Here is a 19,661-nt window from a genome sequence, read left to right on the forward strand (position 1 = left end):
TGCTGTTCACAAGCCTGCAAGCTTTGGTCGTAAGCGCTTATTCAGCGTCTCAATTTAGAGTTTCAAAAGTGCTTGTTGCATTTTGGTTAGTAATCACTTACTATACAATCATGAAGAACAAATCTCATGTGGATAGCAAAAAGAAAGATATCCTACAAGCGGCGATGCGCTTGTTCGCAACCAAAGGCGTTGACGGCATATCCGTCAAAGAGATCGGTGATGCCGCCGGAGTAACCGATGCGGCGATCTACAAACATTTTAAAAACAAGGATGCCGTTGCCCTGGAAGCCTTCACCCAATACTGTGTCGACTATACTGCATTGATTGACGGGTATGTTCGCCGGGAAGGTCCCGTACTGGAACGCTTCAAGCAACTGGTTACCGAGGTTCTCCATCTGCATGATGAAGATCCCTACGGACTGCTGCTGATTTCACAGAATCATGAAATATTCATTGAAGCTGGAAGCAGCGAGGATTACCGTCAGCCATTGGATGCGTTAATGGATCTGATCGATCAGGGAATGATGCGTGGCGAACTGCCTCAGCAGGATTCACGGCTCACTGCCGTGCTGATTATCGGTGCAATTACACGCATGGCGGTCTCCAGTATGCAAGGTGAACTGCCGGAGTTGCTGGTACCTTATACGGGGGAAACGGTTCACCGACTTGCATCGATGTTGGGGCAGGTACCTCAGGAGTAACGATGGAAATGGGATGAAGCTAGAAATGGAGTAGCGGAGCGTAGGGAAAACGACGTGAGCAACTACGTTGTTTCCGAAGGAAACAACCTTCGTAAGTTCCCGCTTATTTCGGCTGAATCCCATCTTCGATGCTGATGATACCGCTAGGCATGATTTGTAATGCGGACTCTTTGAACAACTTCTAAAAGAGAATCGTCAACATACCATCAGGATATACCAGATGGATTATCGGGTCATACGTGACCTTTTCTTTTTGCACATGAGGTTAGTGTTCATTAACTAAAATAGTCAGGATGTGTCATTTTCCATGAAAAAAATATTAATTATTCAAGGCAATCCCGTCTCACCCAGTTATAACGGCGCAATCGCCGAGGCTTACCGCAAAGGCGCGGTGCAGGCTGGTGCCGACGTCCGCATGATCACCCTGAACGAGTTGGCGTTTAACATGAATCTGGAAGGAGGATATCGTAATAAACTTCCGCTCGAACCGGATTTGCTACAAGCTCAAGAAGCGATTAAGTGGGCTGAGCATCTTGTATGGGTATTCCCAATCTGGTGGGGAGGACCACCTGCCCTGCTGAAAGGTTTCGTTGACCGAATCTTTATGCCAGGTTACGCCTTCAAGTATCAAAAAGGAAAACCTTTCCCGGATCAACTGCTCAAAGGCCGCACTGCCCGCATGATCACCACGATGGATGGTCCGAGCTGGTACTTCAAATGGTTCCAAGGTGAGCCCGCACATAAAATGATGAAAATCTCCACATTTGGACTCACCGGCATCAAACCTGTGCGGATAACAACTGTAGATCAAGTTGGTAAGAAGTCAGATGAACAGAGAAAGAATTGGCTGGATAAGATTGAACAGCTTGGGCGGAAGATGAGTTGACTAGTATAGCTACTTTAATTGCTAGTTCTAGATAAACAAAAAACAATATTTACTAGAGTATGTAGGCCTGCCTAGAGTATCTATTATAGACAGGCTGAACCCCTATTAAAAATATGATCATCCTTAAAGCTACTTTGGTGAAATTGTTTTATTTCTCACAAATATTTCACCCGAAACAAGGATTATTCTCAAAATGGAAGTTTGAATATGAAGCAACTGTAACGTGTTCCGTCGTCTAGTAACTTTCCATGTTTGAGAAGACAAAAAAAATGTACGAGATAGCCTAATCAGCCAATTAAGGAAAACGAAAGATACGATTGAGCAAAATTTAGCCGATGCTTGAAGATATCATGAAACAAGCCCTTGTATGACGGCATCAGTGCGGAACATGAAAAAGAATAAGATTCATCTATATCACCTTGGATAAAGGGGTAAAAACCATTTTTTTATATGTGTTATGTACTAAAAGGTTTTTTTCAAAAAAGATAGTGCATCTTGAAAATTTGAGAGACTTTAAGAGCAGGTGTCAGCCTCTAGCAAGTATGGTAGGCTGTGTTGTCTATTTGTGAGAAATACAAAATAGTAAATACGACCTTTCATAGTTAACGCGAAACCTATTATACATATTTATGAAAAGCTCAGTCCAAGTGGATCAATTATTCTATTGAGATTAAAGCCACTTCAAAAAGTAAATAACCGTCTCCTATAAAAATACCAGGAAACGGTCAAGTAAGTCTTATGATTTGATATGGTTATGACAACAATTTTTGAAAGCAAATTAGCCTACTACTTCCCTAAAAAAGAGACTTTTGATTCTACTTTTGGTCTATATATATTGGATCCTTTGTATATATCTGAGGATGCAGTTAGTAAAACACTGGTAATACTGGTTCTGGATTCTGCAGTAGCAGACTCGCTCGTTGTATTCAAATACCAAGTTCCAGTTTGCGGCAAGGAAGTCCAAGTTACTGTATCACTATTAGGTGTGACAGCAAAAGGCCATGAAATAGATAGCGTAACACCATTAAACCTATATTTGTAAGAAAGAACAATTTTATCAGCATTGCCAGTACCTAACCAAGATGTCTTCAATGAACCTGAATCGACTTTTAAAACATTTGTTGTAATTGGATATAGATAGGCTAATTCACTATACCCATTAGTAGCCCAAGTTATTTTAGCACTGCTACTATTTGGTGCAAAGGCATTCAACTCATTTACACCACTTCTTGACCAATCATATTTAGTTCCGAAAGTTGAAATCGTTGGCTCCTTCTCTAGTAGATTATCAACGTATTCTGAAACTAGTTCTTTATTTTTCACTTCACTTGGTATAGTAAATGTTTTGTTTCCATATTCATCAAGCCATGTTTGCACATCAAATGCTTCACCTTCTACTTCATACGATTTAGTATCAATTAAAGTAAGAGAGCTATTTTCCTTTGCACTTGCATAACTTAGTGGTACTGTGAGAAGTACTGCACAACATAACGAGATTATACCTTTTTTTACTTTCATGATTTTGTAAACTCCTTTTTTTTTATTTATATCAATTTATTTGATACCGTCAGTTATTGTTTCTAAATTTTTTATTAATTTTTCTTTTCTCGGAACTTGCTTGTTTATTACTCGAAGGATATCAACAGCAATATACGTCGCCAATATATCGTACCCTTCCGAGTAGCCTGAGATATTAAAAAAGCCATTATCTAGCTGCAATTGTTTTATATATCTGTAAACATCTTCATTATCTAGTTTTATTCCCAAGTCCGGATAAACTGTCAACAAATTTATTGCGGTATAATATTTATCAAGCGAAGGAAGAGCCTTAGAATAAAGTGATGTTAAATCTTTAAAGTATATTAATTCAATGTTTTTACTCGGTTTTTCTCGACCGATTATTTCTTCGATCTGTGAAATAAGATATATGTAACTACCCTTCGATACAAAATCCAGACCACTTTGAGCATTTAAATTCTGAATTGTATCTTTTAGATAGTTTATTATTTTGGATTGTTCAGGAACTTCTACCCCTCTTTTCTTGTATATCTCTAAAGCCATTTTTGTATCTAATAGATACAAAAATGGATTTTTTTTATTATTATCATCTATTTCTCTTAAATTAGAATAGTAGAATCCATCTCCCGAATATAACTCCTCAACAAAGTTAATAATTTTAGTGTCATCTTTCAAATTCACCGACATGACATAAAGCCATAAATCGTACATACCTGGATTGTCATTTATGGAAGCTGTATTTTCGTTTATTCTAGTATCTACTTTTTCTTCTTTTAGCAAATTCATAGTTTTTTTAGAATAGTAAAAATCATAGTAATCAACATTATCTAATAAAGCGCTGCTTTCATCGCTTGGGTAGTTATAAATCATAGTACTATCCTTATTATACAATTCTACATAAGGCTGATATACTTTTCCATCTTCTAGCAAATAATCGGGAATAGAAATTATTACACTTCTCTTTTTAGTATTAATATCTCTATTAATTATCTCATTATTATAAGTAACCTTAATGTTACTTGTTTTATTAAGAAGTTCATTATCAAAAAATGTGACTATAAGATATCCCAAACTTTGTGTCCCTACTACTTCAATCTTTTTATTCTTAATGATTGGAACACTTACGACTTTACTATAATCTACTTTATCACCATTTTTAGTGGCTTCAATTGATCCAATTTCATCATCGGATTTGTAGGAAATTATTGTAATCAATGAGTTTTTTTTACTAATATTTTCATAGTTTAAAATTTCAATTTTTTCATTTTGAGATATAGATAGCACTTCCTCTTTGGTAATACCCTCAGTTTCATTATCAACCAAGGTTTGATTAAAGAGAATAAAAACAGAAACAAGTACAGCTACAATACTAATAAGAACAATATTTATTTTTTTTCTTTTATCACTCATTTTACACCCATACCTTCCATAAACTCTTAAAAATTTCAATTTTACTACACTAATTCCCAAATCAATATACCAATAATAACATTATTTTCATAATTTGAAAAGGTTTTATGGGATTATTAAACAATTCTAAACTCGATACGACATTTAGCCGGTGCTGGGGCATCCAACTCTCACTAGAGAATCTTCAAAGAGCCGGACAAAAAATGAAGCAGCATGTAAATGAATTTCAATCTAGCCTCCCCACAGCAACCAATGCCATTCTCAGACTTATTCAGTCCAGCGATAGCCGCTTTCTTGAACCTATTGTGGATCGGTTAACAAGTGATTTGCATAAATTTAGCCGCTGGTATGAAGAAGAAGCACATATCATTGCAGAGTATATTAATCAAAAAGCGGAAGATTTCAGACAAGCCGACGAGGGTTGAAAAAGGAGCGACGAAGCCTATGTCACGGAGCATTGTTGTAGAATTAGTTGATTTGATGAATGCCGAGAAGGAAATCAATGATTTAATGGATATGCTTGAAGCTAACAAACGTCATGTAAGATCCATTGATGAGAGTATTGGAGATTGGAAAGGTAAATCTGCAGAAGAATTGCGAAGAAAGATGGATCGTTTCCAGAACATTTTAGGAGAATGGATTGAAGATTTCAAGCAGCAACAGATTGAGCTTGTGAAGTATACATATCGTATGGAGCGTGCAGATCGGGGAAATTAGGATAATCCTAAACTGATAAATAAGATGTGAAAAAAGAGGCTCCTTACCATCAAAATGGTAAGGAGCCTCCTTCACTATAAATTTCATTTAAACGAAATACGACCCGATGGATGCTCAGGCAAAATAGCTGTAATCAACTGCTGTACAGCCGGATGATCCGACTGCATCACCGGATCCCCGGCATCACCGCTATATACCAGCTTTCCCTGATCCATCACGGCAATGCGGTCACAGATCGTCATGGCAGCTCGAATGTCATGTGTGATAAAAAGGTAAGACAACCCGTAGGATGCTCTTAACTCTCCCAGTAAGGATAGGATTTGTGTCTGGTGCACCATATCCAGGCTGCTGATTGATTCGTCCAGTACGATTAACTTTGGCTTGAGCGCGATAGCTCGTGCAATGTTAACTCGCTGTAATTGCCCACCGCTGAACTGTTGCGGGAGCTTGTTAGCATCCTCAGGTGTAAGTCCAACCTGCTCAAGCAGTTGTCCAATCACACGAAGATGTTCTTTTGCCGACAATCGCTCGTAATTATCCAGCGGCTCCCCAATGATCTGCGCAGCAGTCATGAGTGGATTCACAGCCGAATAACAGTCTTGGAACACGACCTGCAGATCACGTCGTAATCCCTTGAGGACGGGTTTGCTGGATCGGTAGATATCCTGTCCTTGAAATAAAACCTGACCCTGGCTTGGCTTCTCCAGACCAAGAATAATTTTGCCCAAGGTACTTTTACCTGCTCCACTCGTACCTAACAGTCCCAGACAAACACCCTTTTCAATTGTAAGTGAAATGTCTGCCAGCACAGAAGGACGCGCTCCCGAACGATCCAGCCAATTGCGTTTGCCATAGCTATAGCTTATTCCACATACCTGAAGCATCAGGTCATCCTCCTCTCTTGTACTTGGCAGAAGCAATCTCCGAAGAAGCCGAATTTAACCATCACCATGTTCATTCCACCCCTGCGCTACCCACTCAAAATACAGTTCATATCCGCTCTACACACTCACTTACTGAACGCTTCATCACATCTGTCATTCCTATCGTCTCAAAGACATACTGGGCCTGGCATTTAACAACATCCGTGTATACTCATGCTGCGGGTGATCAAACAGTTGATACACATCTGCCTGCTCCACAATTCGTCCCTTCTGCATAACCGCGACTTCATCTGCCATTTGCGAGATCACGCCCAGATCGTGGGAGATGAGCAAGATGGATGTGCCGTATTCGGTACGTAACCGATCCAATTCCTGAAGCACCTTGAACTGATTCACAACATCCAGTGCCGTCGTTGGTTCATCAGCAATAACCAGGGCGGGTCGCAGGCACATCGATATGGCGATCATCACACGCTGCAACATACCGCCACTCAGTTGGAAGGGATATCGCTTCATCAGTTTAGCTGGTTCGGGTAAGTTCATATCTGCCAAGGCAGCAATGGCCCGCTCCCGGGCAGCTGCTTTGGACATTCCCGTATGCGTACGCAAGGTTTCAATGAATTGAGATCCAATCGTGTACACGGGTGTAAAAGCATTCATCGGATTCTGCATAATAAATCCGATGTCCTTGCCCCGGATGCGCCGCATCTCCTCACCTGACAACGAGCCAAGCTCCCGTCCATTCAGGCGGATGCTGCCCGACACTTCCATCCTGCGCGGATCAAGCAGATGGAGCAACGCGTTACACGTAACGGTCTTACCGCTGCCACTCTCGCCGACCAGACCGAAGACACGACCTTTTTTTAATTCAAAATCAATGGGCTCCAGTAACGGGACTGAACCCTCCGCTGTTCTTAGATTCACTTGCAGACCACGAACTTCAAGTACTTTCGCTGCATCATCCATCGTTACGTTCACCCCTCATATGCCTTCGATTCCGAAGCACTACCTTTTTGCAATGCCATAACGCTCGGATAACGCTTCTCCCATGATGTTGAACGTAATGACTACCAGCAGAATTAATGCACCCGGGTAGATCATCAACTCCGGATGACTGCGAATGTAACCTGTTCCTTCATGGATCATGGCGCCCCATTCTGCATTCGGTGGTTGGATGCCAAGCCCCAAGAATGAAAGTGCCGATATATCCATAATCGCCCATCCCATCTCCAGCGTGCCCATCACAACAATCGGACGCTGCACGTTGGGGATGATATGTTTCCGAATAATCGTCCACGAAGAAGAGCCGCTAATCCGCGCCGCTGCGATAAAATTCCGTTCCTTCAGACTTACGACCATGTTCCGGCAGATACGTGCATAATACACCCACTGTACCATCATGAGGGCTAGAAGCACCTGCATCAGACCTGGACCAAAGATCCCTACAATACCCAGCACCAGCACCAGATTCGGAAACGCCATAATGCCTTCACACAAGCGCATCAGCAGACTGTCCACCCAGCCACCAAGGTAACCGGAGATTGAACCCACAATGACACCTATGAGCAAAGAAGACAGAAAGATCAGGGTAGCAAATCCGAGCGACACCCGTGCTCCATACATCAGCCTGGTGAGATTGTCGCGTCCCAGATGATCCGTTCCCAGCCAATGCTCAGGCGATGGACTCGCCAGCTTCTGCAACAGGTTTACCTTCACCGGATCATGAGGAGCAATCCATGGGGCTAATAACGCGATCACGAAAAAAAGCAAGATGATCACCGAGCAGATCTGGATGGCTCTCTGTCCTTTAAATACCGCACGCCATTTGTTTATCAATGTTCTGCCCGTCCTTTCGCTGAAATCCGTGGGTCCATAACGAGCTGCACCAGATCAACGAGCAGATTGCATACGATGAACAGGCATGCCGCCAGGAAGACATAACATTGAATCACGGGAATATCCCGGTTAAATATCGCATCGACGAAATAACGCCCGAACCCAGGCCAGGAAAACACCTGCTCTACAATAATGGTGCCTGTGAGCAGCTTGCCCATACTCATCCCCATCCCCGTAATGAGGGGCGATATGGCGATTTTCAGCACATGCTTGAGCATAATCACTCGTTCGCGAATCCCGCGTGTTCTTGCATACTGTACATATGTCTCCTGCAATTGCTCCAGTACACTGGAACGTAACAATCGGGTGTAGACCGCAATAAGAATCAAGGAAAGTGTAACCGTAGGCAGAACCAGATTCTCCCACGATCCACGTCCCTCCACAGGCAGCCAGTCCAGCTTCACTGAGAAAAAGAAGATCAGCAGGTAACCGAGCCAGAATTGCGGAATAGATGCTCCAAAATAGGAAATCGCCCGGCTGACCATGTCAATCCAGCTATTCTTATACACCGCCGCCAGTACTCCCAAAGGAATACTTACCAAAACCGATAACAACATACTCCAGAAGGCTAGTTCAGCCGTAGCGGGAATCCTTAGTTTCACTTCATCCCATACGGGTTTGTTGGTGAGATACGAAGTGCCAAAGTCGAGCTTGGCAATCTTCTGAATCGTATGCGCATATTGGGTTAATAAAGGCTGATCCAGACCGAACTCATGCCGCTTTTGCGCAAGCAGCTCCGGTGTTGGATAGATATGAGCGGCTGTCAGATAAGCCTCGGCCGGATCAACCGGCGATATATGAATAAGCCCAAAGGTAACGAGTGTAGCGATAAAAACAATAGGAATGATCGCGATCATTCGTTTACCGATATAACTGATCACCAAACGTTCCTCCCTTTTATCAAGCTACATGACCTTTCCAAGGCCTTACCATTTCCAAAATCAAAGTATTTACTACTTATTGATTGCCCAACTCAATGCCTACAAACGGATTTTCATCACGGTTCGCCGGGAAAATAAAGTTGGAGATTTCCTTCTGATATACCGCCGTTTTCTTAACATACGAGATGGGGACAATCGCCGATTGTTCCTGAAGTGTTGTCAGGATGGAGCCATACAGCTCCTGACGTTTCGTCTCATCTGTTGATGATAGTGCGGCATGTACCTGCTCGTCCAGTTCCTTTTTCATCGGCAAGGCACTGAGCGTCTCAGAGATACCAAATCCTGGGCTCGCTACAACGTTAATGAAGGAATGTGGATCATACGGAGCACCATAGTTATACCAGAAATACAGGTCGAAATCATTGGCTTTCAACCGTTTGATCTGTACCGTCAGTTCCAGCCCAGTGAGGTTTACCTTAACCCCAAGCTCGCTCCATTCCGCCTGAATGGTCTCAGCCATCGCTTTCTGAATCGGGTCCGTCTTGTCAAAAATCATTTCGAATTCAAGCTGTTGGCCGTCTTTCTCACGAACGCTACCATTCGCAGGCATCTTCCAACCCGCTTCATCCAATAAAGCTTTGGATTGTTCAACGTTATATTCGATCGGTTTCAGGTCAACATTGGTGTATGGGTAGTTTTTGGATAGTGCCGTATCTGCCGGTTCTTCCAGACCCAGAGTGATGCCTTCCACCATCGCTTTTTTGTTAAATCCTTGCTGGAGCGCCATCCGTACTCTGAGATCAGACAGCTTCGGATTGGAGGAATTCAGCAGCAGATCTCGCGTACCTACCGGATCAGACAGCTGACTCACATATTTATCGTTGTCACGAAGCTGTTGGAACGCATCCAGACTGATCATACCTTCACCATAGATCAGGTCGAGATCACCTTTTTCAAAAGCAAGCACGCGGGTTTCTGCATCAGGGATGATCTTAACCGTAATCTGATCCACCTTCGGTGCGGTTCCCCAATAATTCGGGTTGCGTTTGAAAACAGCATATTCGTCCTGCTTGTAATCAGCCAGCATCCACGGGCCAGTACCCACCGGCTCTTTGATGCCTTGGGAAGTATCTCCGTCATCCGGGAATCCGGCTTCACCCAGGAAGCGGAAAGGACGAACCACCGACAAGTCCTGAAGAACAGGATAATACGGCTCTGTGAGTGTCATGCGGAAAGTCTGATCGTCCACAACCTCCGTCTTGTCGAGCACACCTACAATGCCCAGCCAGCTATGTGTGTCTTTATTTTTCATTACAGCGTCAAAATTCTTTTTCACAATCTCAGCATTAAATGGCGTACCATCTGAGAATTTCACACCTTGGCGAAGCTTGAATGTATATACTTTGCCGTCATCGGAGATGGTCCATGATTCTGCCAGGGCAGGTTCCAGTTTTCCGTCCTTCTGGTAACTGATCAGCGGCTCATAGAGCATGGATTGGGCAAATAATTGCGAAGGATTGTACGTGTGCGGATTCATTGTACCGATATCACGTGGCCATGACATCGTAATCGACTTCGTAGACGTTTGATCCGAAGCAGCAGATGAGGATTCATCTCCACTTCCTGTATTGCTGCAACCCACAATAACGAATAACAACAAGAGCATAGTTGCCAGCGTGAGGGCCGAAGATTTGCGATGTTGTACAGACATGGATGTTGAACCCCTTTTCTCTATTTTATGATAATGATTCTCATATTCATTCATTAAGAATAGGCAGGAGCCCTCCTTTTGTCAACAAAATTCGACATAGTATGTGTTGTTATAAGGGAGGGCTAGTCAAAGAAATCTAGTTCAATATGAAACAGTTTTCTCATTTCGCCAAAAAAAGTGTTAAGCATATATTATAGTACAAAATAATGTAAATTAAGATATTTTACGACATTATTCGCTATTAACATTCCAAATATTTCATTATATAATAATAAATGAGTTTGATTAGCTGGCCAGCTTTCAAATTAATTAATACAGAATAGGGGAAAAGTTCATGAAAATAACAAAAAAAGTAATTAAAGCTCTGGCAGTTACAGCAATATTGGGTTCCATTGCTTCATCTGCTTATGCAGCTAATCCTTTTGGTGTTGGAGGAGGATGGGTAGAAGGTGAAGGTTATTTCACCAACGCCAGTCCAGATAGAGGAATTACAGCACGGACAGTAAAATTATATCCTGATTCCCATGAAGGGTATTCTGAGTATAGTACAACAGATAGTAAATTAAAGCGTGCTGTTGCAAAAACGGTTTGGCCAGGTACTAAACATTACTCTAGAGCTCAGATGGAGTGGATATGGGTTAGAGAAGATAGTGGCAGAGAGTGGGGGACCGGTACAACAAGAGCCAAAACAAATTATGCTAGTATTGACCTCATTTCTAAAACATATTGGGGAACCGAAGAATAGCTTGTATTGAGAGTTTCTTTAGTATTTAATACTTAAACAATAAAGCGGCAAGATTTCTTGAAAAAGAGACTTGCCGCTATTTATGAAAGGTAATGGAATGATGAGTAATCTTTTAAAGAAAATAAATAGAGGTGGGATTTTTCATATTTGTTTGCTTTACTTCTTTCTGAGTATCATGATTGTTTCCATAAGTTATTATGAAGTTAAAAAGAGTGAAATGGATATATTAGGAAGAAGTCTCTATGATGAAAATAGTATCTTTTTTATACCTGATGAATCTATGTTATGGGATTGGCGCGATATAAACATTGAACAGCAGTTTACGTTGTTTAAGGAACTTCAAACAGGCTCAAGAAACATTCGAGCCATATACTTTGATAATCAGACGTATGTACCACCGATGGTAGAAGGCAGATTTTTTCGAAAAGAGGACTTTTACGATAAAGAGAAATTTGCAGTGGTCGGAAAAGAAATTCAGAGATCAGAGCTAAAATATAAAAACGGGAAGTTATATTATATTTATAAAAACGATGAGTTTGAAGTTATCGGAACAATGGGCGCCTCTCATCTAACTGAAATAGATAAAACAATACTACTGTCTATGAACGGATTAAGTAGCGATGAAAATAGAGAAACAGGTATTTTTGTATTGAATGCCTCGGATTTAAGTTCTGTTACCAAAACTAAGATACTGGATGTAAAAGGCGTTAAAGTGCCTATTCACTTGTTTGAACGAGGAGAATATGGAGCACAAAGCTATGCAAATTCAGATATTTATAATGTTATTTTGAAAATTATAGTATTTGTACTAGTTTCGTTTTCTAGCGTTATTTTTACAGTGAGTTGGATCAAGAAGCAGTGGTCCGAGATTCGTGTACTTTGGATTCTAGGGTATCAACCAAGGTACCCATTATTCAGATATGTGATTAAGTATTTTATGATTACGTCATTTACTTATTTTTTAGTAGCCGGCGGTAGTTGTGCTATTCTAAATATTAATCAAGAGTTTTACAATGAATATTTTCTTCATATTTGCTTTGGTTTTCTAGTTATAGTCCTCACCTCTTTTTTTTCCTTGAGAATAACTATGAAAAACTTGAGCAAGAGGCTGATAATGTAGAATCATTTTTATCTTAAGAAAGGATTTTTCTATGTACGAACGAATATACACGGAAGTGTTTGAAAGTATCCGTAAAAATAAAATGGTTACGATTCTAATCATAGTTGAGATCCTCTTCCTGTTTTTTTTAGCTATGGTTGTATTCCTAGGTTTGGATAGCCTTGAAAAAAAATCAAATCAAATCAATCTTCTTGAAGATATGAAAAGCTACAAGCTTTCTGATACATTGCTTGATGGGGATCAATTATCAAGTTTAATGAAACAAGTACATTTTCTTGAAACACTCAAAAAGTTTTATAGTTATCTGGAAAAGGATATAAACGAAAAGTATCTTTATATATTCACTCAACCCATTGAGTTACTCGACTTCACTAAGGCAGAAAAAGAAAAATTCACCCGAGATTATGAAATGGGTTTCGTAAGTGAGCCTTTTGATATTGACGGTGAGGGCCCATATAATGCTATCAAAGCAATACAATTAAATGAGCAGGCGGTAGATATGTTTTCGGTTAGTGCAGTCGATGGTGAGAGTTTCGTAGAAAATGATTATATGGGAAATACGGATGATCGGATACCCGTACTATTAGGTCATGAGTATACAAATTTCTATCATCTAGGAGATACAATACAAGGGCAGTATTTATTTAAGCGATTTAATCTGGTTGTAAAAGGCTTTCTCAATCCCAAATCTCTGATCTTTGACTCTAATGGAACAGAGTTATATTTGGATCGTTATATTGTAATGCCCGCACAACAATTTATATCTGCCCCACAAAGCGAGGAGGATTTCAGTTTTCAACAAAAGCATTATCTCCAACTAATTAACGGCTCAGTATATAGTGCTTCTGGAGATTTTATTGTAAATAAAAAACTAGAGGAAGCTAAAGAAAGGACGGGCTTCGTTGATACTAGATTTTTAGGAGCTAGCGCAATACCTTTTGGTTTTGTTCTATCAGCCCTGAAGGAAAATAAAGTTCTCCTCAGCTTAATAGGAATTATGATAATGTTAATCGTTGTGTTGACAATGTGGATTTTTTTCAAAAATAAATTTGAAGACAACCTCAAAGCGTGGTCAATTCATTTGATATCAGGAGCTGTGCCTAATCAAATATTTCTCTATTATGTAGTTGAGATTGGAATTGTAGTGTTATCACCCGCGTTTATCAGTTTGATACTGTATGCAATGTTTATAGGCCATAATGTGGTTGCCTATCTATTCATTTTGCTGACTCTTTCAGCCATAATCATACTGTCCGTACTTATTCCCTTATATATACGCATCCAAAATGAACAAATGGGTTCTTTGCTAAAAAGAATGGAGTGATCTTATTGATTGAGATTAATGACTTGCATAAATGCTATGGAACTGGAGCCAAAAAGAATGAAGTATTGAGAGGTCTAAGTCTCACTTTAGAAGAGGGCTCAATGACAGCAATTATGGGAAGAAGTGGCTCAGGTAAATCTACGTTACTAAATATAATGGCTGGGTTGGAGAAGGCTGATTCTGGGATATACAAGTATTTGGATCAAGATGTACTATCCAAAACATCCGCTCAGTTTGCTATCTTCCGCAGGAAAGTAATAGGTTTTATTGTACAAAACTATGCGTTAATCGAAGCTAAAAATGTATTTGAAAACGTGGCTTTACCTTTAAGGTACAGTAAAGCACCAAAATCAGTTATAAACAAAAAAGTTAAAGAGACACTGTCATCTTTAGAAATAGAGCATTTATCCGAGGAACCTGTGAATAATCTCTCAGGCGGAGAAATGCAGCGAGTCGCTATTGCGAGAGCACTAGTGCAAGATCCGTCTATTATTTTGGCTGATGAACCGACAGGTTCTCTTGACGAGAAGACAGAGCAATCCATATTAAGCATTTTCAAAGAATTGCACCGAAGAGGCAAGACCATTGTCATTGTCACACATGATTATCAGGTAGCCGATGTCTGCGACAGAATTATCTATATTAAAGAGGGGACTGTTGTGTAGGTTGTTTATTAGTCATATTGTTGTATATAAATAGATCGCGGCTGGATTGGGTTCCAGACGCTTTTTTTATTTTTCCTAAGCGTCAGTAAGAAGGTGGCATCGAAATCATACGGACTAGTGATGCTTTGGTGGTATTCTTTTAACTGTTTCAATAGCATGCTGCCCATCGTCCCCATTCCTATCTGCACATACCTAAACCAAAGAAACGCATATGAGACTAACCCTGAAATTCATCTTCATATACGTCTCCTGGCTTGTTTACTCTTCTCTATACCTTAACTTCATTTATATAACTACAGCTTGCCTTCCTCGTGGTCACCGGCGATGACTTCATCCGTCTCGATCACATAGTTCACGATCTCTTCGATGGTCGTGTACGCCACGCCCACATACGTATCGGCAGCGCCGTAATAGATGGCGATACGTCCGGTATCAGCATCATGCAGTGTTGCACACGGGAAGATGACGTTATCAACGAAGCCTTGTTCTTCATACCATTTTTCCGGTGTCAGCACGAAGTTGGAGGAACGATATTTTACTTTGGATGGCTCATCCAGATCCAGAATAACCGCACCCATGCTATATACCAATCCATTACAGGTTCCCGTGACGCCGTGGTAGAACATTAGCCAACCTTCGGACGTTTCGATCGGAGCAGGACCGCCCCCAATTTTGACCGATTGCCACCAGCCTTGTCCGCCTTTGCTCATCACATGACGGTGCTTGCCCCAGTACACAAGATCCGGGCTTTCACTCAGGAAGATGTCCCCAAATGGCGTATGTCCACTGTCACTTGGTCTGGACAACATTACATAGTTGTCCTTGATTTTGCGCGGGAACAATACGCCATTACGGTTGAATGGCAGCATTGGATTTTCGAGGCGGACAAATGTTTTGAAGTCATCTGTTTTGGCCAGGCCCAGTGCTGCGCCGTAGAAGTCTGTACACCAGATGATGTAATACGTATCTTCGACTTTGACCAAACGTGGATCGTACGCATAGTTCGGCATAAATGGATCACCATTTTCATCTACAAATGCAATACGCTCTTCTTCAATCGTCCACTCCAAACCGTCCTCACTTGCCCCCATGTGCAGGTGCGGACGGCCATTAACGGTTTCGGCGCGGAATACCCCAATGAATTTCCCTTCATACGGTACAACAGCACTGTTGAAAATGCGGGCAATGCCTTTGACCGGGTTACGCGGAACCACCGGGTTCGCCGAATGTCTCCATACCGGGCCTTCCGTTCCCTCCGGTTTGGCTTCCCACGGCATATTCGGCAAAGCATCCCCAACAATGTGTACGTTTTTCGTTTCAGCAACTGACATTTTCATTTCTCCCTTCGGTTAGGCTTTATGAAATGAATACTTAAAATTGCACTAGACCACTTTGATGACAGAACAACCTTCCGATCGCCGTTATCCCCAGATTTTTTTTGATCCCCTTATAAAAGGGGAAAATCCGGTTATTAATGCGAACACTCCGTTTCTCCAGCTTTTTTCCGTCCTCTTCGTTCCTGTGCATTCTCATATGCATTTCATATAGCCTTTCGTTTTTTTATTTAACGGAGCCTTGCGCGAAGCCGTTGTAGATGTACTTCTGTAGCAGCAGGAAGATGATCATCGTCGGAATAATGGCGATCATGATGCCGGCGCTGATGACTTCCCACTGCGATCCGAACGGTCCCTTGAATTTGAACAAGGCGGTGGATATGACCTGTAGATCGGTCTTCGGCATGTACAGGAACGGTGTGTAGAAGTCGTTATAGATGTTCACACCCTTCACGATAATGACCGTTACAATGGCCGGTTTCAGCAGTGGCAGAATGATTTTCCAGTAGATCGTAAAGTACGAAGCGCCGTCCAGCATGGCGGATTCATCCAGTGCACTTGAGATGGAACCCAGGAATTGCAGGAAAATATAAACCGCGATGATATCTGTACCCAGGTACATCACGATGGCTGCCCAGCGCGTGTTGAACAGGTCGAGGGCGTTAATGATCTGGAATGTGGCGACCTGCGTCGTAACACTTGGAATCAGCGTAGCTAGCAGGAATGCCGCGACCATGATTTTCTTACCTTTGAATTTGAAACGATCCAGTACATACGCGATCATGGAACCCGTTAACGTTGCACCTATAATGGAGATGATCAGGATAATAATTGTATTTTTGAAACCGACCAGCATGTTGCCATCCACAAAAGCCTTCGTATAATTCGCAAAGTTCAGCCAGTTGGCTGGCGGGGCAAGCGGACTGCTGGTAGCGTATTCCGCATTGGTTTTGAGAGATGCAAACAGGATAACCACGATGGGTAACAGCGCGATAAACGCCGCAAGCACCAGGGAAGCATATTTAACCACGCTCGCAAGGGTGTATTTGAATTGGTTCACATTCATTCCTCCCCTTTCATGGTGACGCGCTGAACGAGCGTAACGAGAATAACGATCAGGAGCAGCACCACAGCCATGGCGGATGCCAGTCCCAGCTTGCCATATTTAAACGCCAAATGAACCGTCTGGATTACAAATGTCATACTGCCGTTGGAACCATCAGTCATGATATATGGAATATCGAACGCACTAATTGCGCCGCTAATCGCCAAGATCAGGTTGAGCTGCAGGATGCGTGTAATGCTTGGCAGGATGATGTGGCGGAATTGCTGCCAGCGATTGGCACCATCAATATCGGATGCTTCATACACATCCTTCGGAATGGAGGAGATTGCACCCAGGAAAATGATAAAGTTGAAGCCCATGTATCTCCATACCGAGGCACCTGCGAGTGACACGTTAATAATATTGGGATTACCGAGCCAGAGCTGCGTGTATTGTCCCAGCCCGACAGCCTGCATGAGCATATCGAGTGTACCGTCCGGTTTGAAGAAAAAGAGAAAGATAAAACCGATGGCTACCCCATTCAGCAAATAAGGGAAAAACAGTATGCCTTTGAAGAAGTTTTTGCCTCGAACTTTGAAACTCAAAATCGTGGCAAAGTAAAGCGCCAAGCCCATCTGTAAGAACGTAGCCACGAAGTAATACAAGCTGACAATAAATACTTTGAAGTATTCGGGATCACTGAATATGCGCGTATAGTTCTCAAACCCAACATAATCAAACCTTTTACTGTATCCGTTCCAATCGGTGAAACTGTATTTGAACATGTTGATGACCGGTAAGTATGCAAACGTGAACAGCAACGCCAGCGGAATAATTGAGAAGGCACAAATGATAAATATGCGTTGCGCTGAGTAGCCCCAATTCGAAAGTTTTAAGTACTTCATGCTCTCCACACCTCCAAGCGGTTCTCCCGCCTATATATCGAAAGACTCCCGTCCAATGGAATTCTGGAGGAACAACTGCCGAGGAAGAGCATCTGGCATCATGCTTCCGAGTACCAGATGCTCCATGCTCCATTCATATATGGATTCCTATATCCCCGCAGTCCATTCATCACCAGATCCACTTACGTTAATCCAATTATTTCGTGAGTTCTGCTCTTGCTTTTACCCACTTGTCGTTCAGATCTTTCATGATGTCGTCATACGATTCCTTGCGGTTCCCAATACCTGCTTCGATAATGCGTTTCTTGAAGTCAGGCTGCCAGAGACCGATTTCGCCTTCGTTATCAATCTTGTCGACCAGACCCTCCTGACCTTCTTTGGCAGGTGTAAGCGTGGAGAATTTCACATCTTTATATTGATCCAGAATCGGTGGCAATTCAGCATTCTTGTCTGCATCCATACCGCCGCCCTGTTCAACTGCATAGTTCGATTTCGCCAGGAACCAGTCAATCCACGCTTTGGCAGCAGGTTTGTTCTCACTGTTCACGTTCATGCCGATGTTATAGTCTGCGGAGAGCGGAACCACAACCTCACTTGCATTGGTTGGGAAAGGTAAGAATCCGATGTCCTCCGGAGTATCCGTCATCCCTTGGATCTGTGTGATCGCCCAAGAGCCCAGTGCCATCGTAGCAATTTTGCCTTTGGCGAGATCCGCTTTGGAGCTTTCCCAGTCGGTTGTTGTTGGATCTTTCTCGATTAGACCGTTCTTGGCTGCATCATAGAGGACTTTGTACAGTTCATAGTGCGGCTGACCAGGCACAAAGTTTTCATCTGTGTTCGGTTGGACCACGTTAACGTAATCCACACTGCCTGCAACGGTTGGCAGATCCGATTCCCATTGGGTGAGAGCCCAGCCGGATGCATAGTTGGTGTAGAGCGGAACCGCATCTGTATTGTCTTTGACCAGTTGAAGCGCAGCCTGGAATTGCTCCGGTGTTTTGGGAACTTCCATAATGCCTGCGTCTTTGAAGACCTGTTTGTTATAAATGATTCCGGAGAACGTAATTACGGTAGGGATACCGTATACCTGACCATCCACCATGCGTTCTTCAATAGCGGTGTATTTGTCTTTCAATTCATCGTACGTGCCGAGCGGTTCGAAAAAGTCCGGGATATCCGCGATCGGAACACTGGTCGGGATCATCAGTACATCACCATAATCCTTGGTGCTCATACGGATCTTCACTTGTCCTTCGTAGTCGGCCAGCGCCTGAAAGTTAACTTTGACATCGGGATATTCCTTGTTGAATTCTGCTGCGTAGTCTTTGAACACGGTATCCACAATATCTGTCCGTTGCGTCAGAACGGTTATTTCACCTTTGATATCTGCCGGATCTGTACTGATTTCCTCCCCTGCCTGCGAAGATCCACCTCCGGATGAACATGCAGCAAGTAGCGAAGTGATGAGCAGCATCGTCAGCAACATCATCCAACCTTTGTTTTTTCTCAATTGTTTCGGCCCCTCTCTTAAATAAATTAAGTTATCGTTAAGGTTACAAAATGAATTCTATTATGGTAACGCTTACCTGTCAATTAAATTATTTATAACTTAACAAAAGAAATTACGAAGTAATTCGTTGACATCTGTTTTTCAGGGCACTAATATTGTTTAATAAAGTTACCGTTAACTTAAATATATATATTGATTAAACATTTACACGAAACGTAGAGGACAGAAAGAACCTGAAGAAGCGGAGCGTTCGCCTTTATCACCGGAATTTCACCTTTGAAAAAGGGAATCAAAAAAAATCTGGGGATAACAGCGATCGGAAGGTTATTCTGTCATCGGAGTGGCCAGTGTAAATATTCTTTAGTTCAATTTATATATTAAGATTTATGTAACACGTTGAAGGAGCGCT

At 42.1% G+C, this 19,661-nt stretch carries 19 protein-coding genes; 8 read left to right on the top strand and 11 right to left on the bottom strand.

Annotated elements, in window-relative coordinates:
* Window positions 1-110 precede the first annotated feature (110 nt).
* Both AC4E8D_RS30315 and AC4E8D_RS30320 read left to right on the top strand, forming a co-directional pair.
* Window positions 111-701 carry a TetR/AcrR family transcriptional regulator gene (locus AC4E8D_RS30315; RefSeq protein WP_490205634.1) on the top strand — a complete coding sequence of 197 codons (591 nt, stop codon included), beginning with the start codon at window positions 111-113 and terminating at the stop codon, window positions 699-701.
* 307 nt (window positions 702-1,008) lie between these two features.
* Window positions 1,009-1,587, top strand: a complete 579-nt coding sequence (locus AC4E8D_RS30320; RefSeq protein WP_490205635.1) for an NAD(P)H-dependent oxidoreductase — start codon at window positions 1,009-1,011, stop codon at window positions 1,585-1,587.
* A 786-nt stretch (window positions 1,588-2,373) separates the two neighbouring features.
* On the opposite strand, the gene AC4E8D_RS30325 is transcribed toward AC4E8D_RS30320, so the two are convergent.
* Together AC4E8D_RS30325 and AC4E8D_RS30330 are read right to left on the bottom strand one after the other, a co-directional pair.
* Complete coding sequence (locus AC4E8D_RS30325) at window positions 2,374-3,105, bottom strand: hypothetical protein (RefSeq protein WP_307415686.1); 732 nt, start codon at window positions 3,103-3,105, stop codon at window positions 2,374-2,376.
* Between the two features lie 36 nt (window positions 3,106-3,141).
* Complete coding sequence (locus AC4E8D_RS30330; protein WP_490205636.1) at window positions 3,142-4,515, bottom strand: hypothetical protein; 1,374 nt, start codon at window positions 4,513-4,515, stop codon at window positions 3,142-3,144.
* Between the two features lie 203 nt (window positions 4,516-4,718).
* On the opposite strand from AC4E8D_RS30330, the gene AC4E8D_RS30335 reads away from it, so the two are divergent.
* Window positions 4,719-4,940 (top strand): hypothetical protein, encoded by a 222-nt coding sequence (locus AC4E8D_RS30335; RefSeq protein WP_490205637.1) that lies wholly within the window; start codon window positions 4,719-4,721, stop codon window positions 4,938-4,940.
* A gap of 19 nt (window positions 4,941-4,959) precedes the next feature.
* Window positions 4,960-5,232 (top strand): hypothetical protein, encoded by a 273-nt coding sequence (locus AC4E8D_RS30340; protein ID WP_307415683.1) that lies wholly within the window; start codon window positions 4,960-4,962, stop codon window positions 5,230-5,232.
* An 83-nt stretch (window positions 5,233-5,315) separates the two neighbouring features.
* On the opposite strand, the gene nikE is transcribed toward AC4E8D_RS30340, so the two are convergent.
* From nikE to nikA, 5 genes are all read right to left on the bottom strand, one after another.
* Complete coding sequence (nikE, locus tag AC4E8D_RS30345; protein ID WP_490205638.1) at window positions 5,316-6,116, bottom strand: nickel import ATP-binding protein NikE; 801 nt, start codon at window positions 6,114-6,116, stop codon at window positions 5,316-5,318.
* A 159-nt stretch (window positions 6,117-6,275) separates the two neighbouring features.
* Complete coding sequence (gene nikD, locus AC4E8D_RS30350) at window positions 6,276-7,082, bottom strand: nickel import ATP-binding protein NikD (RefSeq protein ID WP_490206519.1); 807 nt, start codon at window positions 7,080-7,082, stop codon at window positions 6,276-6,278.
* Between the two features lie 39 nt (window positions 7,083-7,121).
* Window positions 7,122-7,952 (bottom strand): nickel ABC transporter permease subunit NikC, encoded by an 831-nt coding sequence (gene nikC, locus AC4E8D_RS30355; protein WP_449003688.1) that lies wholly within the window; start codon window positions 7,950-7,952, stop codon window positions 7,122-7,124.
* Window positions 7,949-8,893: a nickel ABC transporter permease subunit NikB gene (gene nikB, locus AC4E8D_RS30360; RefSeq protein ID WP_221819845.1), complete on the bottom strand. Its 945-nt coding sequence runs from the start codon at window positions 8,891-8,893 to the stop codon at window positions 7,949-7,951. The genes nikC and nikB overlap by 4 nt, the downstream gene beginning before the upstream one ends.
* 76 nt (window positions 8,894-8,969) lie before the next feature.
* Window positions 8,970-10,604: a nickel ABC transporter substrate-binding protein gene (gene nikA / locus AC4E8D_RS30365; protein ID WP_449003686.1), complete on the bottom strand. Its 1,635-nt coding sequence runs from the start codon at window positions 10,602-10,604 to the stop codon at window positions 8,970-8,972.
* Window positions 10,605-10,938: 334 nt separating this feature from the next.
* Here nikA and AC4E8D_RS30370 point away from each other — a divergent pair, with 334 nt between their 5' ends.
* The 4 genes from AC4E8D_RS30370 to AC4E8D_RS30385 all read left to right on the top strand — a co-directional run bounded on the left by AC4E8D_RS30370 (window position 10,939) and on the right by AC4E8D_RS30385 (window position 14,458).
* The gene (locus AC4E8D_RS30370) at window positions 10,939-11,349 is read left to right on the top strand and encodes a hypothetical protein (protein ID WP_339306124.1); all 411 of its coding nucleotides are present in this window, start codon (window positions 10,939-10,941) and stop codon (window positions 11,347-11,349) included.
* Window positions 11,350-11,431: 82 nt separating this feature from the next.
* Window positions 11,432-12,469 (top strand): hypothetical protein, encoded by a 1,038-nt coding sequence (locus AC4E8D_RS30375; protein ID WP_339306125.1) that lies wholly within the window; start codon window positions 11,432-11,434, stop codon window positions 12,467-12,469.
* Window positions 12,470-12,524: 55 nt separating this feature from the next.
* Window positions 12,525-13,793, top strand: a complete 1,269-nt coding sequence (locus tag AC4E8D_RS30380; protein ID WP_490205639.1) for an ABC transporter — start codon at window positions 12,525-12,527, stop codon at window positions 13,791-13,793.
* Window positions 13,790-14,458 carry an ABC transporter ATP-binding protein gene (locus AC4E8D_RS30385; protein ID WP_339306129.1) on the top strand — a complete coding sequence of 223 codons (669 nt, stop codon included), beginning with the start codon at window positions 13,790-13,792 and terminating at the stop codon, window positions 14,456-14,458. Before AC4E8D_RS30380 ends, AC4E8D_RS30385 begins: the two co-directional genes overlap by 4 nt.
* Before the next feature lie 293 nt (window positions 14,459-14,751).
* On the opposite strand, the gene AC4E8D_RS30390 is transcribed toward AC4E8D_RS30385, so the two are convergent.
* The 4 genes from AC4E8D_RS30390 to AC4E8D_RS30405 form a co-directional block, all read right to left on the bottom strand.
* Window positions 14,752-15,789, bottom strand: coding sequence for a glycoside hydrolase family 130 protein (locus AC4E8D_RS30390; RefSeq protein ID WP_221819856.1), 1,038 nt, complete (start codon window positions 15,787-15,789; stop codon window positions 14,752-14,754).
* Between the two features lie 229 nt (window positions 15,790-16,018).
* Window positions 16,019-16,858 carry a carbohydrate ABC transporter permease gene (locus AC4E8D_RS30395; RefSeq protein ID WP_145324778.1) on the bottom strand — a complete coding sequence of 280 codons (840 nt, stop codon included), beginning with the start codon at window positions 16,856-16,858 and terminating at the stop codon, window positions 16,019-16,021.
* Window positions 16,855-17,742 carry a carbohydrate ABC transporter permease gene (locus AC4E8D_RS30400; RefSeq protein WP_221819858.1) on the bottom strand — a complete coding sequence of 296 codons (888 nt, stop codon included), beginning with the start codon at window positions 17,740-17,742 and terminating at the stop codon, window positions 16,855-16,857. The genes AC4E8D_RS30395 and AC4E8D_RS30400 overlap by 4 nt, the downstream gene beginning before the upstream one ends.
* Before the next feature lie 196 nt (window positions 17,743-17,938).
* Window positions 17,939-19,252 carry an ABC transporter substrate-binding protein gene (locus AC4E8D_RS30405; protein ID WP_221819860.1) on the bottom strand — a complete coding sequence of 438 codons (1,314 nt, stop codon included), beginning with the start codon at window positions 19,250-19,252 and terminating at the stop codon, window positions 17,939-17,941.
* Window positions 19,253-19,661 lie beyond the last annotated feature (409 nt).

This window comes from Paenibacillus sp. SRL342 (genome assembly GCF_984798905.1).

Bases quoted from the DNA above. Each gene is read 5' to 3' on its own strand.
- AC4E8D_RS30330 (WP_490205636.1), bottom strand. From the start codon at position 4,515: ATGAGTGATAAAAGAAAAAAAATAAATATTGTTCTTATTAGTATTGTA.
- AC4E8D_RS30325 (WP_307415686.1), bottom strand. From the start codon at position 3,105: ATGAAAGTAAAAAAAGGTATAATCTCGTTATGTTGTGCAGTACTTCTC.
- AC4E8D_RS30395 (WP_145324778.1), bottom strand. From the start codon at position 16,858: ATGAATGTGAACCAATTCAAATACACCCTTGCGAGCGTGGTTAAATAT.
- AC4E8D_RS30320 (WP_490205635.1), top strand. From the start codon at position 1,009: ATGAAAAAAATATTAATTATTCAAGGCAATCCCGTCTCACCCAGTTAT.
- AC4E8D_RS30335 (WP_490205637.1), top strand. From the start codon at position 4,719: ATGAAGCAGCATGTAAATGAATTTCAATCTAGCCTCCCCACAGCAACC.
- AC4E8D_RS30390 (WP_221819856.1), bottom strand. From the start codon at position 15,789: ATGTCAGTTGCTGAAACGAAAAACGTACACATTGTTGGGGATGCTTTG.
- AC4E8D_RS30370 (WP_339306124.1), top strand. From the start codon at position 10,939: ATGAAAATAACAAAAAAAGTAATTAAAGCTCTGGCAGTTACAGCAATA.
- AC4E8D_RS30340 (WP_307415683.1), top strand. From the start codon at position 4,960: ATGTCACGGAGCATTGTTGTAGAATTAGTTGATTTGATGAATGCCGAG.
- AC4E8D_RS30375 (WP_339306125.1), top strand. From the start codon at position 11,432: ATGAAAGGTAATGGAATGATGAGTAATCTTTTAAAGAAAATAAATAGA.
- nikA (WP_449003686.1), bottom strand. From the start codon at position 10,604: ATGTCTGTACAACATCGCAAATCTTCGGCCCTCACGCTGGCAACTATG.
- AC4E8D_RS30315 (WP_490205634.1), top strand. From the start codon at position 111: ATGAAGAACAAATCTCATGTGGATAGCAAAAAGAAAGATATCCTACAA.
- nikD (WP_490206519.1), bottom strand. From the start codon at position 7,082: ATGGATGATGCAGCGAAAGTACTTGAAGTTCGTGGTCTGCAAGTGAAT.
- AC4E8D_RS30400 (WP_221819858.1), bottom strand. From the start codon at position 17,742: ATGAAGTACTTAAAACTTTCGAATTGGGGCTACTCAGCGCAACGCATA.
- nikE (WP_490205638.1), bottom strand. From the start codon at position 6,116: ATGCTTCAGGTATGTGGAATAAGCTATAGCTATGGCAAACGCAATTGG.